The 14,446-nt window shown below is 57.6% G+C and carries 10 protein-coding genes and 2 rRNA genes (1 of these 12 only partly in view); 4 read left to right on the top strand and 8 right to left on the bottom strand.

Translation table 11 applies throughout. The features are described from left to right. Positions 1–327 precede the first annotated feature (327 nt). The 3 genes from GRX76_RS04010 to GRX76_RS04000 all read right to left on the bottom strand — a co-directional run bounded on the left by GRX76_RS04010 (position 328) and on the right by GRX76_RS04000 (position 5,987). Positions 328–1,272 (bottom strand): alpha/beta hydrolase, encoded by a 945-nt coding sequence (locus GRX76_RS04010; RefSeq protein WP_160152127.1) that lies wholly within the window; start codon positions 1,270–1,272, stop codon positions 328–330. Continuing rightward, positions 1,259–2,464, bottom strand: a complete 1,206-nt coding sequence (locus GRX76_RS04005) for an MFS transporter (protein WP_160152126.1) — start codon at positions 2,462–2,464, stop codon at positions 1,259–1,261. Before GRX76_RS04005 ends, GRX76_RS04010 begins: the two co-directional genes overlap by 14 nt. A 67-nt stretch (positions 2,465–2,531) precedes the next feature. Next, the gene (locus tag GRX76_RS04000) at positions 2,532–5,987 is read right to left on the bottom strand and encodes a PAS-domain containing protein (RefSeq protein WP_160152125.1); all 3,456 of its coding nucleotides are present in this window, start codon (positions 5,985–5,987) and stop codon (positions 2,532–2,534) included. A 180-nt stretch (positions 5,988–6,167) separates the two neighbouring features. Between GRX76_RS04000 and GRX76_RS03995 the strand changes: the two genes are divergently transcribed. From GRX76_RS03995 to GRX76_RS03980, 4 genes are all read left to right on the top strand, one after another. Beyond that, positions 6,168–8,336: a TonB-dependent receptor gene (locus GRX76_RS03995; protein WP_160152124.1), complete on the top strand. Its 2,169-nt coding sequence runs from the start codon at positions 6,168–6,170 to the stop codon at positions 8,334–8,336. A gap of 398 nt (positions 8,337–8,734) precedes the next feature. Then, positions 8,735–8,878 (top strand): hypothetical protein, encoded by a 144-nt coding sequence (locus tag GRX76_RS03990; RefSeq protein ID WP_160152123.1) that lies wholly within the window; start codon positions 8,735–8,737, stop codon positions 8,876–8,878. Between the two features lie 141 nt (positions 8,879–9,019). Continuing rightward, positions 9,020–9,490, top strand: a complete 471-nt coding sequence (locus GRX76_RS03985; RefSeq protein WP_160152122.1) for an META domain-containing protein — start codon at positions 9,020–9,022, stop codon at positions 9,488–9,490. 122 nt (positions 9,491–9,612) lie between these two features. Continuing rightward, positions 9,613–10,170: an META domain-containing protein gene (locus GRX76_RS03980; RefSeq protein ID WP_160152121.1), complete on the top strand. Its 558-nt coding sequence runs from the start codon at positions 9,613–9,615 to the stop codon at positions 10,168–10,170. Between the two features lie 320 nt (positions 10,171–10,490). Here GRX76_RS03980 and smrA read toward each other — a convergent pair whose 3' ends face one another. From smrA to GRX76_RS03955, 5 genes are all read right to left on the bottom strand, one after another. Further along, positions 10,491–11,099 carry a DNA endonuclease SmrA gene (gene smrA, locus GRX76_RS03975; RefSeq protein WP_236250541.1) on the bottom strand — a complete coding sequence of 203 codons (609 nt, stop codon included), beginning with the start codon at positions 11,097–11,099 and terminating at the stop codon, positions 10,491–10,493. Between the two features lie 44 nt (positions 11,100–11,143). After that, the gene (locus tag GRX76_RS03970; protein WP_160152120.1) at positions 11,144–12,025 is read right to left on the bottom strand and encodes an NAD(P)-dependent oxidoreductase; all 882 of its coding nucleotides are present in this window, start codon (positions 12,023–12,025) and stop codon (positions 11,144–11,146) included. A gap of 30 nt (positions 12,026–12,055) precedes the next feature. Continuing rightward, positions 12,056–12,511, bottom strand: a complete 456-nt coding sequence (locus GRX76_RS03965; RefSeq protein WP_160152119.1) for a thioesterase family protein — start codon at positions 12,509–12,511, stop codon at positions 12,056–12,058. Between the two features lie 436 nt (positions 12,512–12,947). Then, positions 12,948–13,063 (bottom strand): 5S ribosomal RNA (gene rrf, locus GRX76_RS03960). A gap of 221 nt (positions 13,064–13,284) precedes the next feature. After that, positions 13,285–14,446 (bottom strand): 23S ribosomal RNA (locus GRX76_RS03955) (it continues 1,719 nt past the right edge of the window).

The following is a 14,446-nucleotide window of genomic DNA, read 5'->3' as shown; positions in this document are numbered from 1 at the left end:
TCCAAGACCGCGCTAGGCGCCCCTATGAACCCATCCCTAGGCGCTGCGTCGCAAACATCCTGTTTGCGACGCTCCTGAAAACCCGCCCCCGGCACCCCACCTTAGTAACTTACCCCTGTACTTAGTAAGCACAACTAGCTATCTCGCTTACGAAGTCATTAATTTCGACTTGAAGGACAGGTGGCGGGGATCCGTTTTTGAAAGCGTCGGCGACAGGGACGTCGCCGACGCAGCGTACAGGGATGTATTCACAGCGGTTTCAAAAACGGATCCCCGCTGCCTGGCCGCCACCATAAGCGGCCAAAGCACCAAACCAGTACCACAGTGTCATATGCCGTGAAGATATTCAGCAACGTGGCGATAAACCCGATCGCTGGCATCGGGAACAAGACTCTCAATATTCAAAAACGCATGAATCATATCGCCAAAGTGCAGATGCTCTGCATTGGCGCCACCTTCACGCACCTTGCGCACATAATCCACGCCCTCATCCCGCAATGGACAAAACTCAGCAGTGAGCACCAGGGTAGCCGGTAGTTTTGCCGTGAATTCGCCGTGCAGCGGTGAAGCCAGGTAAGGGTTTTGCGAACCCTGAAAATAATTTTCGAAGTACCAGAGAATTTTTTCTTTTTCCAACAGATAACCGCGACCATTCTCCTCGATCGACAGCGTCTGCATGGTGTAATCCAGACTGGGATAAATCAGCACCTGAGCGTCGATGGAATTTGGCTGATGCTGCAACAGTCGGCTGGCCGATGCACAGAGAGCGCCACCGCCGGAGTCGCCCATCAAAATCCAGCGACCGTTGTGCGAAATACCCTTTTTGTCCAGCGCGGCACCCAGGTGACGCACCACACTGATCAAATCATTCAAGCCTGCGGGATACGGGTTTTCCGGAGCCAGCCGATACTCCACCGAAACCAGCGTGCGACCACAGGCCTCAGCGAAGCGGCGGCAGATCGGGTCATACACGGAGACACTGCCCGCCATATGACCACCACCGTGGCAGTAAATAATCGCCGCGCCTTCGCCCCTGTTTTCAGGCTGGTAAATGCGCACCGGCACCGGGTATTCACCGCCGTGCACCAGAGTTTCACTTACCGCCATTTCCGGACCCGGGTCGACAAAATTTTTCGTCAGGTTCGCCAGGCTTTCACGGGCGGAGATCGGTGTGGGTTCGAAACCGGCGGCTTTCAGGTTTGCCACCTGGGCGTTGACCGCAACCAGCCACTCGCCCAGTTTCGGGTTCAAGGTAGATTCAGGCTGCGGCATTGTCGGCCTCCAGATCTTTTGCCGTAGTTACCGGTTTTTTTCCGCTTTCCGGTAACAGGAATGAAAAAACGAAAAGCGATGCGGAACAAGCCACCGCAAAATAGGCGGCGGAAGCGGGCTCGCCGGTGACATCTGCCAGTACGCCAGCGGCATACATCAACGCAGTTTCCACACCGTAGGAAATGGACCAGAACATGGCAAAGGTTACGGTGATCCGTGCAGGGGTCATACCCGGCAGCTCCTGCGGCAGGGTAACCAGCGCCGTCATCGGCAGGAACATGCAGAAACCGGCCAGGGCGGCAGCGGCGTAGGCAATTACCGGATCGCGACTGGTGACCATCAGCGCGGCGAAGCCCACCAGGGCCAGGCCAGCGTAGCGCAGAACCGGCACGCGTAATGGGTAGCGCTTGGTGACAATGATGCCCGCTACCGTGCCGACCATGCCCGCGGCGATCATCACCGCGGAGAGATGGCTACTCGCAACCGCGAAGCCATCGATCAATGGGAAGAGGGCGAATACCGCGATGTAACAGAAAAGCACGCCGCAATACGCCAGCGGTAACCACCAGTTGAAAGACTCCTTCACTCCCTGTTTCAGGCCGTATTCTTCCGCCGGTTTGTCCGCACCTCCGGACAGGGAAAAGTTTTCCGCACTCAGCCACCAGAGCACCCCCAGTGCCAGCACCATCACACCGTACAGCACCACCACCGACTGCCAGCTGCCGAGCCAGGCGGTAAGCGCAGTGGTGGAAAGTAGCGCGAGGAGGTTGCCGGTATTGAATGCCGCGGCGTTGATGCCGTTGATCAGCGGGCGCTCTTCCGCGGAGAAGTAGTGCAGTACCACCGGCGCAAAGTAGACGATCGCCAGGGCGCCGCCAAGGCCCAGGGCCAGGCGCGACATCAACCAGCCAGCGTAGCTGCCTGCCAATGCGCCCAGACCGCCGGCGGCGATCAATACAATCGCCAGCGCGAAGGCGCGCTTGGCACCCAGGCGCATTAACAGTGCCGCGGCAGCAAGGTTGCCGGCGATTTTCGCCAGGGTGATGACATTGCTGCCCCAGGTGGCATTGGCAAAGCCCTCTTCACCAAACGACGACTGGATCGCCGGCGTCAGGATGGCGCCCGACACCCAGCTCGCGGCGAACAGCGCGTAGGCGCTGAACATCAGTATTTCCAACAGGTATTTTTTCATCGCTTAGATACCACTTCTTATTCTTTAAATTTCCGAGGTTCAGACTGCGCCGCCGGTGCGGCCCTGCCTATACGACCTTGGTCGCACTCTTGGTGTTGTGCCCGCCGGAGGGCACCGCGCGCTTCTGCTGCAGCAGCGCCCTGAGCGCCGCCGGGCGCAACGGCTTTTGCAGAAACTGCCAACCGGCATTCTGAGCACGGGTTTTGACTGTGTTGGTGTTTTCCGCGGAGATGATCACGCAGGGGACGGTGTGCCCACTCTCATTTTCCCAGCGCGCGATCAGCTCGGCGGCGAGATCAATACCGTTATCGCCATCGTCCAGGTGAAAATCCATTAACAGCAAATCCGGCGAAGTTGCCGCTAGCGCCTCGCTGCGATTCTGCGCGCAATACACCGTGCAGCCCCAGCCACTCAACAATGCGGCCATGGCCTCGAGTATCGATGGCTCGTTGTCCACGCACAGAATCCGCAGGTTCAGGGCCACACCGCGTCCGCCCATGGTATTGGCCGGGCGCACATTGCTGACCCGGGCGCGCGCCCTCAGCAGGGTCACCTTGAACACACTGCCGCGACCTGGCACCGAGGCCAGTGCGATAGGGGAATGCAATAGTCGACACAGGCGCTCCACGGTGGCCAGACCGAGACCATAACCGTGCTGTCTCTGGCTCCCATTCGCGCCATCATTTTTGGGTGTCAGGCGACAGAACTCGCGAAAGATCGCCTGCTGCTGCTCCGCGGCAATACCCACTCCGGTATCCCAGAATTCCAGGGAAACACTGCCGCCCTGTTTTCTCGCGCCGACCAACACCCCACCACCCTGAAGGGTGTACTTGACCGCATTATCCAGCAGGTTCTGCACAACCCTGCGCAGCATTTTTTCGTCGCTGTGCACCCACAAATGGCTGCGGCGATAGCGCAGGCGGATATTGCGGACGCCGGCGGCGAGTCGCGCCTGGGCCACGGCGTCGTCGAGGATGCTGTCGAGGGAAACCGGCGCGAAGCTGGGTTTGATATCCCCGGCATCCATGCGCGCAATCTGCAGCATATCGGTGATCAGCTGTTCCGCGGCGGCGAGGGCGCTGTCGGCGCGGCTGAGCAACTGGCGGTTGCCGTCTTCCAGCTCGCGCGCGGCGAGGGCATCAATAAACAGGCGGCTGGCATTGAGCGGCTGCACCAGATCGTGACTGGCGGCGGCAAGGAAGCGCGTTTTGCCCGCGCTGGCGGCGTGCAGCTCACTATTCAGCGTTTGCAGCTCTTCGTTCACGCTTTCCAGTTCCGCAGTGCGGTGCGCGACTTTCTGCTCCAGGGAATTGCGAATCTCGGTCAGCTCGCCGAGGGCGCGCTGATAATCGGAGACATCGGTATAGGTGGTTACAAAGCCGCCGCCGGGCAGCGGGTTGCCGCGGATCTCCAGTACTACACCATCGGTGCGGTGGCGCTGTACCCTGTAGGCGGTTCCGTTGCGCAGGTGCTCCACCCGCTTCTGCACATGGTCTTCCACCACCCCGGGGCCACACTCGCCGCGACGGGCGTTGTAGCGCACCAGCTCCGCCACCGGACGTCCCACGTAAATCATTTGCGGCGGGTAGTGAAACAGTTCCAGGTAGCGACGGTTCCAGGCCACCAGGTTGAGGTTGGCATCCACCACCGAGATACCCTGGTCGATATTGTCGATACTGCTCTGCAGCAGGCCGCGGCCAAACTGGTAAATATCCGAGGCCTGGTCCAGCTGCTGCGCAGCGATTTCCGGCTGACTCAACTGCTGCACCAGACGGCGGGCACTGGTACTGCCAACGATGCCGGCGAGGATTTTCTCTACCGCCGCTCGATAATCTTTGGCCGCAGTGGAACCGGTGCGTTTGCTGTCGGCGTTTTTCAGCAGGGGCGCGAGCGCGCGGTCGGCCGCATCTTCACCCACAAAACGCGCCAGTAGCTGTCGCAGACGAGCCCGATCGACGGGCGCCAACTGGGTACTGGCACTGGCCGGTAGCCAGTGTTGTTGCAGCAGGGACACCCCGATTAACGCCAGCCCGTTCACGCCCAGGCCAAATACACAACTGATGCTCAGCGGGCTCCACTCAAGCCCGAGCAGGCCACCAATCCAGTCCGCCCGTCCCAGGGCGGCCGGCAGCGCGGACAGCGCCCAGATCGCCGTTCCCAGCAACAATCCGACCAGTACGGCGGAAGCGCGCAGTCGCGGCCAGCCCGACGGCCAAGTGACCGCGGCGATCATTGCCGGGGCCAGCTGCGCCACCAGCGCCAGTGACAGCAACCCGAAAGTCCCCAGTCTCACCCCGGGACCGATCAGTTCGCTGACCCCGAATGCCGCCAGCATCAGTAGGCCGATGATCACCCGTCGCACCCGCCGCAAGTCCGAACCCAGCGCTTTGCCCGCAGGTCGTTGCTGCAGGCGCTGCAGCCACCAGGGCACGATCATGGTGTTGGCGATCATCGTGGACAGGGCAATGGTGGCGATAATGACCATGCTGGACCCGGCGGAGAGGCCGCCGACAAAGGCCAGCAACGCCAGCCAGGACGAGCCACTCTCCAGCGGCACTCCCAGTACGAATCTTTCCGGGTTGGCGTAGCCAGCACCTTCTCCACCGGCACCCGGTAGCCACAGAAGACCGCCATAACCCACCACCAGAATGGCGGCAGACAGGATGCCGAGATACAGCGGGATCAGCTTGCGCACCGGGCCTATATCGCGCTCGTCGTCGCTCTCGATCATCAGGATGTGGAACTGGCGCGGCAGGCAGAAGATGGCCGCCATCCCAAGTACGACGACCGCGAAATAGCCGGTGTCCGCCGGGCGCGCTTCCGCCAGCGCCGCCACCCGCTCGCTATCGAGGGCCACCCGAGCGAGGTCGGCCGCTCCATCAAACGCGCGATCCAGCACGAACCAGGCCACCGCAATCAGCGCCCCGATCTTCACCAGCGCTTCAAAGGCCACTGCCAGCAACATGCCGTTGCGGTGCACACTGCTGTCGATATGACGGGTGCCGAACAACAGTGCAAACACCCCGAGAGTCACGCTCACCACCGCGGTGACAATGGAGGCGCTGGAGTCCGTAGTGTCGCCTCCCTGAGCCAATAACAGGAAGCTGTCGGCCACCGCGCGCAGCTGCAGCGACAGATAGGGCACCACTGCCACTACCGCCAGCAGCGCCACTGCCGCCGCTAGCCACTGGGAGCCGCCGTACTGGGCGCTGATGAAATCCGCAATGGAGGTGGAGCCCTGCTGCTTGGAAAGACGCACAAAGCGCATCAGCAGGGGTGCGCCGAAGATAAGCATCAAACTGGCGCCGACAAACGTGGGCGGGAGAATCCAGCCCTCTTCAACGGCCTGGGCCGGGGTACCAAAAAACATCCAGGCACTGGTGTAGGTACCGGCCAGGGCCAGCAGCAGGGGCTTGATGGGACGAATACGCGCAGCCGGCAGCCGGTCACCCCAAAAGGCGATGGCAAACAGCAATAACAGGTAGATCAGGCCTACGGCGGCCAGTAAAGTAAGGCTGAACAATTGGCGCCTCATTCATTATTTTGTTTATGATGAACAGGTTAACCGATCGTGTGTTTTTTGTCCTGCCTACTGCGTCCGACCAACGTCATACCTTGGTCTAGCAGGCAAGGACAGCATCAGCCGATACAGTGCAGATCCGTAACTTAGATAAAAACCATAAACTGGTGATCGGAGAGAGCCATGCGCAAAACTATAAAATTCAATCCCCTTGCCGTAGGTGTCATGCTCGCCTGCGGTGCCAGCCTGTCTTATGCAGATCCGCAACTGGAAGAAGTCACCGTAACCGCGCAGAAGCGCGAGCAGTCCATGCAGGAAGTGCCGGTGGCGGTTACCGCGATCAATTCTGACCAGCTGATGCAGAACGGTATCAGCGACCTGACCGACATTCAGAAGCTGTCCCCCAATACCACGCTGCAGGCCAGCCGCGGCACCAACTCCACCCTGACCGCCTTTATTCGCGGTATCGGTCAGCAGGACCCGCTATGGGGCTTTGAGCCGGGCGTCGGCATTTACATTGATGACGTCTATGTCGCCCGCCCCCAGGGTGCGGTGCTGGACATTCTCGATGTAGAGCGGGTGGAAGTACTGCGCGGCCCCCAGGGCACCCTTTACGGCAAGAACACCATCGGCGGCGCGGTGAAATATGTCACCAAGAAAATGACCGGTGACACCGAGCTGAAAATTGGCGGCGGCCTCGGCTCCTACAACCAGCGCGACCTGAAAATTGCCGGCTCTACCGCCATCTCAGATACCGTCAATATCGGCGGCGCCATCGCCAGCTTCCAGCGCGACGGTTACGGCGAAAACGTGATTACTGGCAAAGACCAGTACAACAAAGACATCATCAGCGGCCGCTTCGCCGTGGAATGGAACCCTTCCGATACCGTCTGGGTACGCCTGGCCGGTGACAAGACCGTAGACGAGTCCGCCGCCAAGCACGGCCATCGCTTTGCCCCTGGCCTGGGTGGCGAGCCGGTACTCGGCAGTATTTACGACACCGAATCAAATATGACCTCGGACAACCTGGTGGAAACCAGCGGCATGTCCCTGATCGCTGAATGGAACATGTCTGACAGCGTTACCCTGAAGTCGATCACTGCTTACCGCCAGGGTGAAACGGAAACGGCTATCGACTTCGACAGCACCAGCCGTCCGGACTTTGACGTTCCCGCCTACTACGAAGACGACCAGACCACCCAGGAATTCCAGCTGATCTGGCAGGGCGACAACGCCGACCTGGTAAGCGGACTCTATTACTACACCGGCACCGCGGCGGGCGCCTTCGACGCGGTACTCGGCTATATCAACCTGACCCAGCAAGTAGCTGGTTCCGTGGACACCAAGAGTCTTTCTGCCTACGCCCACTACAACTGGCAATTTGCTGAAGACTGGAACCTGAGTGTTGGCGGCCGCTACACCCAGGACGATAAAGATGCCGAGGTCTTCAAGGCGAACTTCGCTGGCATCTACAGCCCACTGTTCGCAGATAAGTACAATCCTGGCCAAGACCCCGCCATTTTCTTGGGTGCATTAACCGATTACGAGAACAGCGACAGCTGGGGACAGTTCACCCCGCACCTGGGCGTGGATTATCAGGTGAACGATGACACCATGCTGTACGCGAAATACAGCGCCGGCTTCAAATCCGGTGGTTTCGACATGCGCGGTGATGCAAGCAAATTGCCCTCCACAGTGGACGGCTTCGATCCCGAAACAGTGGACACCTACGAATTCGGTGTGAAATCCGATCTGCTCAACAATCGTTTGCGCCTGAACGCAGCAGCCTTCCGCGCCGATTACAACGACATGCAGGTGACCATTCAGCAGCTCAATCCCGGCGGAGGCTTCTCCAGTGCCGTGCTGAACGCCGGCCAGGCGCGCATTCAGGGCCTGGAGCTGGAAGCCACCTTGGCGATGACCGACAACCTGTTGGCCAACTTCACCCTGGGTCTCGCAGATACCGAATTCCTGGAATTCATTTCCGGTGGTGTGGATGTTTCCAATGAACGTGACATGCAGAATACGCCAGACACTACTGCAATGTTCCAGCTGAACTACTCAATGCCTGTGGGCAACGGTGGCGAACTGGTATTCCTGCCGACAGTTTCCTACCGCGCGGATACCCAGATCTTCGAAATCCCGAGCATCCTAGACCAGGAGGCCTACACCCTGGTTGATATGACAGCGACCTACTACAGCGCTGACGGCAACTGGAACCTGGGGCTGGCGGGCAAGAACCTGACCGACGAAGAATACCGTGTCGGTGGCTACGGCTTCGGTGGCGCTTTCGACACCGGCTTCTATGGCGCCCCAAGAACCATCGCTCTCACAGGCAACTACAACTTCTAACAGTCCATCTCTCGCACAGTTGCGACTTGCACCGTCATCGCACTTCTTATTGGGGCCCACCGGGCCCCTTTTTTGTGCCTCTTCCCCTGCACCCCTTCCCCAGCACCCCACAACATCCGTGTGGCGCGACCCGGGTCTTTTAGGCGCACACTTACTTTTATTGGCGCATAAATGCACACTTTGGCAGCTGGCTCTTCTACGCTGAAAAGTGAGGGCGGCAGTGAAGCCGCTGCTCAACCAGCCACCGAGGTATAAGCGTGCAGAAATTCAGTAGTATTCTGCTGGCTGTGGCGATAGCGACAGGAGTTGTTGCCGGTTGTACATCAACCGAGCCCAGGGAAAGTCAGGCAACACGCGCGTTCAGTAGCGCCGTGCCCCCCCACATGGACCCCGCACACATGTCGGTGCGGTCCACCACCAAGCGCAGAAGTAGTAGCCGCGACACACCGCGCTCTCTCAACGTCAATGGCACCCGGTTCCGCTGTTTCGAGCAAGAGCTGGAGTCGAAGGTCGTGGTGCGCTGCGTGCGCCAGCCCACTTAGCCCAAGCGCTCTCCCGAATACGCCGGCGTCTGCGCCTACCGGAAACTGTGATCATTTCCGCGGCAGCTTGTCGCTTCAAACCACTCGAGAAGCATTGGACCAACTAAGCTTGGTCTATCTGCAAGCAGGGAGCGGAATGGAATGAACAAGCTGATTCCGGTGTGGCTCGCGGGCCTGGCCATCGTAATCGCCGGCTGTATGAGCATGGATAGCACTGACTCGGGGCCAAGCCAAACTCCGGGCTCCATGGCCAGTGTGTGCGGTGACAAGTGGGAGATGCGTCTGCTGCGTATCAACGGCCAGGCAATCCCCATCGATCAGCCCCAAGAGTTCACTTTCCTGTGCAACGCCGATGGCCAAGCCATGGGTAAAAGCGGCATCAACACCTACCGCGGCACTTTACAGGTCACCGCCAATGGGCAATTGCTGTGGAATACCGCGAGCTTTGCCTCCACCAAGATGGCCGGTCCACCCCAACTGATGGATCAGGAGAACCAGTATCTGCGCGCGCTCTCCGGCTCCCGCCAGGCATTTGTGAAGAGCGGTGGAGGCCGCCTGATACTGCGCGACGAGCCCGGTGATATTTACATTGAATATATCAAGGCAGAGTAATAAGCCACTGTCCATTCCCTGCCGCCTGGCCGCCAATTGACAGGCCCGATTAGACCGTTTGAGTCACAGACCGTGAACGCCAATTGGTGTTAAATGGCGCAAACGGCCACCGGATAGAACTCATGCACCGCCTGTACTCGCTATTGTCTTTGTCTCATCGAAACTCTCTGGGCAACACTCGGCCTCCCGTTATCAACCGGGCGGCGCTGCTGTTTGCCTGCGCGCTTCTTGCGGCCTGCAGCAGTGGCACTTCCGAGATCTCCGAGTCTTCTGCCAGCCTCACCGCAAACGGCAAAACTTCCATCTGCGATCGTCAGTGGCTACTGGAAAGCCTGTCCGTGGATGGCCGCGAACACAAACCTCGCATGTTCTGGCAAAAAATGTGGCGAGATAGACCCTATCTCGGCTGCGACAAGCTCGGCTTTGTCCGCGGCAGTGCCGGCTCCAACCCTTATCTGGGCAAATTCGCGCTGGAGGACAGCGGTGATATCCGCTGGCTCAAGCCCCCGAAAATCTCCCGCATGAGCGGCCGACGCAAGAGTAGTGAGCTCGAAAAAGATTTTATGCTGGCACTGCCCCGGGTTAACCAGGCTTATAGTGAAAACGACAAACTGGTCCTGCAAGGCAGTGACGGCACTCGCCTGGAATTCACGCCAAGCGGTGAAGCTGCCTCGCGCTAGACCACAGCGCCCAACTGTAAACAAGCAAAATCCAGCAATAAAAAAAGCGGCCACAAGGGCCGCTTAAACACCATTCAAGAAGGGTCTCCATTCGCAATGCGAATGTCGATTCCAATCCTCCAAGCGGAGGTACTTCCAAATACGGAAGTATAAAAAACACCAGAAAATTGGTGCGATGCAAAGAGAGAAGAACAACGAAAACCAATTCAGTTGTGCGATGAAACAACTGGACAAGCAAAATTTCGTTGTGGGAATAGAGTAGTTGTCAGACGTGACAAACTGATGACGAGACGGGAATTTTTCCTATTTATCCAGCGCGTTTACGGGCGGGTACGACGCTGGTGCTGCTCCAGGTTCTGCAGACGCTTACGTTCACTTTTCCTCAGCAAGACATAGGTTGCCCCCAACCCACCATGCTGTTTTTGCGCACTGTGGAAGGCGAGTACTTCCGGCAATTGCGGCAACCAGGCGTTGACGCAACTTTTCAATAATGCAGGTTGCTTACGTCCCTCTCCCTTTCCGTGAGTGACCAGTGCACAACGCACATCCGCTTCGACGCAATCCCGAACAAATTGATAAATGGCCCTGCGTGCCATTTCGATGGTGTGGTGGTGCAGATCCAGGCGAGCATCCACGGTGTACTTTCCCAACCGCAAATTGCGGTAGACGCCGTTCTGTACCCCATCGCGCTTGAATTCAATCGGGTCCCAGGGGTCCACCGGGTCGACAAATTCCTCACCCAGAGGATTCAGCTCACGCGCGGTCTGTGCAGTAGCCGCTTCTCTGCGAGCACGCTGATTCAGGGGGTCACCCGCACTCTTCTTCTGGCCGGCGTGCAGCGGCGCCTGCTTGTGCCTGGTGGCCAGCGGCTGCACATCCCCCAGTGCGCCCATTGCACCGTGAAATTCATCCAGTTCGCTCTTATCCACTACTGCCCCACTTACCTCAGACCTGCACACCCGGCGAACCGACATCAGGGATCCAGAAATAGATCCACCGCCAATTCACCAGCCTTTTCGGGATTGTGCGCATATTGAGAGAAATCTTCCACCCCGCGTTCGTGCAGCAGTACCTCGTCGATCAATTGGGCACCGCTCAGCCCTTTGTTATCCGTAATCAGGACTTCATAAGCGGCATCCGCCATCACCATAGGTTTGCGGCTCTGCTCAAACATCTCGCGACTGCCCACTGCAAACTCGATCGCAGCAGTCGCCACCAAGGTGCGCGGCCACAGGGTCGCAACGCTGATATTGGTCTTCTTCAGTTCTTCAGCGAGCCCCATACTGAGAATGGTCATCCCAAACTTGGACAGCGCATAGGGGGCAAAGGGACCCAGCCAGTGCGGCTGGAGGTTGAGTGGCGGAGACAGGCTGAGAATATGGCCGCAGTCGGACTGCTTCAGATAAGGGATCGCCAAGTGTGCGGTGAGGTATACCGCGCGAGCGTTGATATCGAGCATCAGATCATAGCGCTTGGGCGGCGTTGCCTCGACGCTGGTGAGGTTGATCGCTCCGGCATTGTTGATCACCGCATCGATACCACCAAAAGTCTCTGCGGTCTTTTTCAATGCCGCGGCGACCTGATCCTCTTCCCGCACATCTACCTGCATGGGCAACGCCTTGCCTCCGGCGGCCTCCACCTCTTCCGCAACCGTATAAATAGTACCCGGCAGCTTGGGATGGGGCTCAGCCGATTTCGCGGCGATCGCAATGTTGGCACCGTCAGCCGCACACTTGAGCGCTATTGCACGTCCGATACCGCGACTGGCACCGGTAATGAAAATGGTTTTACCCTTGAGAGCGCCAGTGTTCTTTGTGAGGGTAATTTCGTCGCTTTCTTTGCTCTGATCGCTCATGGGCACTCCCGATAAATGGTGGTGACTGGGTTATTGCCCCTGCGGTAATTCATCCTCGTTGACCACCGCAGGGCAATAGATGTCTTTGAAGGCTTGCGGCATGCGCTTGGGTTTACCGCTGGAGAGTTCGATACAGACCATCTGCCAACTAGCACGTAACACCAGCGCCTCATCGCTAGCGCGGAAAACCTGGAACTTACGAGTCATATTGAGGCGACCATCCACCATCGTCAGCCAGGTACCGATCAGTAACTCATCACCCTCTCTAGCCGCCAGTATATAGTCGTACTCCGCCTGACGAATGGCCATTCCCCGATCCATCGATTGGTAATTGGTGACATCCAGCCCCAGCGCCACACTGTGGGACCAGGCTGCACGCTCACACCAGCGGACATACTCTGCATTATTTGCGTGGTGCAGGCCGTCCACGTGCTCCGCTTTGACCTGCACTGTGTGGATAAAAGGCTTGGGTAATTCCCACTGCATAGCTTTTCCCCAGGAGAATGAATTCTTTGTGAATAAGTTTCGGAGCGAAACTCAAAAATCATTGCCGTTGATTGTACGCCTTTCACGACTTGTCTTGGAGGCTGGGGAAAACCCAGTTACTCACAGAAATCATGGATAGAGTTGTGAATAAGTTTGGGATAGGCGGTTTGAGTGGCGTGGTTGCTGGGTTTCGGTAACCGTTTAAAAATGCGTCGGTAACCTGGTGGTCATTTATTGGTAGTAAATGGCGATAAAAAAAGCCCTGAGCGCGTTAGCGGTCAGGGCTTTTTTTGTTTGATCGTGGTGCTGTGCTGGCGGCGGGGTCGCGCACGACTCACATGGCAGCGCGTTGCGCTGCAGGGTAGTGGCAGTAATTCATCGAATCCAAAATAAAAAAAAGGCCACCCGTTTGGGTGGCCTTTTCTTTTATTTAGATGCCTGACGATGACCTACTCTCACATGGGGAATCCCCACACTACCATCGGCGATGTTGCGTTTCACTTCTGAGTTCGGCAAGGGATCAGGTGGTTCCACAACTCTATTGTCGTCAGGCAAACTGGCTTGGGTTGGCTTGGTCTTATGGGCTTGTTGCCCTGCGCCGCCTGTTATCGCTGTTTGCGTCGGTCATTCTGGTGACCGGCGATAACCCCAAATAAGTCGGTAAAACACTCTGTAGTAATACACCGCAAGTCGATCAATCGAACGTTGCGTCTCTCGGCTTACAATCCGCTGATCATCTCGATCAGTCAATCGTTAGTAACCATCTCTGTTGTATGGTCAAGCCGCACGGGCAATTAGTACTGGTTAGCTCAACGCCTCACAACGCTTCCACACCCAGCCTATCAACGTGGTAGTCTTCCACGGCCCTTTAGGACTCTCAAGGAGTCAGGGAAATCTCATCTTGAAGGAGGCTTCCCGCTTAGATGCTTTCAGCGGTTATCCCGTCCGAACATAGCTACCGGGCAATGCCACTGGCGTGACAACCCGAACACCAGAGGTTCGTTCACTCCGGTCCTCTCGTACTAGGAGCAACTCTTCTCAAATTTCCAACGCCCACGGCAGATAGGGACCGAACTGTCTCACGACGTTCTAAACCCAGCTCGCGTACCACTTTAAATGGCGAACAGCCATACCCTTGGGACCGGCTTCAGCCCCAGGATGTGATGAGCCGACATCGAGGTGCCAAACACCGCCGTCGATGTGAACTCTTGGGCGGTATCAGCCTGTTATCCCCGGAGTACCTTTTATCCGTTGAGCGATGGCCCTTCCATACAGAACCACCGGATCACTATGACCTACTTTCGTACCTGCTCGTCATGTCTGACTCGCAGTCAAGCGCACTTATACCATTATGCTCATTGCATGATTTCCGACCATGCTGAGTGCACCTTCGTACTCCTCCGTTACTCTTTGGGAGGAGACCGCCCCAGTCAAACTACCCACCATACACTGTCCTCGATCCGGATAACGGACCAGAGTTAGAACCTCAAACATACCAGGGTGGTATTTCAAGGATGGCTCCACAATGACTGGCGTCACTGCTTCAAAGCCTCCCACCTATCCTACACAAGTAGGCTCAAAGTTCAGTGCAAAGCTGTAGTAAAGGTTCACGGGGTCTTTCCGTCTAGCCGCGGGTACACTGCATCTTAACAGCGATTTCAATTTCACTGAGTCTCTGGTGGAGACAGCTTGGCCATCGTTACGCCATTCGTGCAGGTCGGAACTTACCCGACAAGGAATTTCGCTACCTTAGGACCGTTATAGTTACGGCCGCCGTTTACCGGGGCTTCGATCAAGAGCTTCGCTTACGCTAACCCCATCAATTAACCTTCCGGCACCGGGCAGGCGTCACACCCTATACGTCCACTTACGTGTTTGCAGAGTGCTATGTTTTTAATAAACAGTCGCAGCCAACTGGTCACTTCGACCGCCAAC

The organism is Microbulbifer sp. ALW1 (genome assembly GCF_009903625.1).
GTDB lineage: Bacteria > Pseudomonadota > Gammaproteobacteria > Pseudomonadales > Cellvibrionaceae > Microbulbifer.
The sequence above is the reverse complement of the archived record's forward strand: the minus strand, read 5'-3'. Positions and strand labels throughout refer to the sequence as shown.

Excerpts from the sequence above, each read along its gene's own strand:
- GRX76_RS03990 (WP_160152123.1), top strand. The coding sequence starts at position 8,735 with ATGTCGGTGCGGTCCACCACCAAGCGCAGAAGTAGTAGCCGCGACACA.
- GRX76_RS04005 (WP_160152126.1), bottom strand. The coding sequence starts at position 2,464 with ATGAAAAAATACCTGTTGGAAATACTGATGTTCAGCGCCTACGCGCTG.
- GRX76_RS04010 (WP_160152127.1), bottom strand. The coding sequence starts at position 1,272 with ATGCCGCAGCCTGAATCTACCTTGAACCCGAAACTGGGCGAGTGGCTG.
- GRX76_RS03980 (WP_160152121.1), top strand. The coding sequence starts at position 9,613 with ATGCACCGCCTGTACTCGCTATTGTCTTTGTCTCATCGAAACTCTCTG.
- GRX76_RS03985 (WP_160152122.1), top strand. The coding sequence starts at position 9,020 with ATGAACAAGCTGATTCCGGTGTGGCTCGCGGGCCTGGCCATCGTAATC.
- GRX76_RS03965 (WP_160152119.1), bottom strand. The coding sequence starts at position 12,511 with ATGCAGTGGGAATTACCCAAGCCTTTTATCCACACAGTGCAGGTCAAA.
- GRX76_RS03995 (WP_160152124.1), top strand. The coding sequence starts at position 6,168 with ATGCGCAAAACTATAAAATTCAATCCCCTTGCCGTAGGTGTCATGCTC.
- GRX76_RS03970 (WP_160152120.1), bottom strand. The coding sequence starts at position 12,025 with ATGAGCGATCAGAGCAAAGAAAGCGACGAAATTACCCTCACAAAGAAC.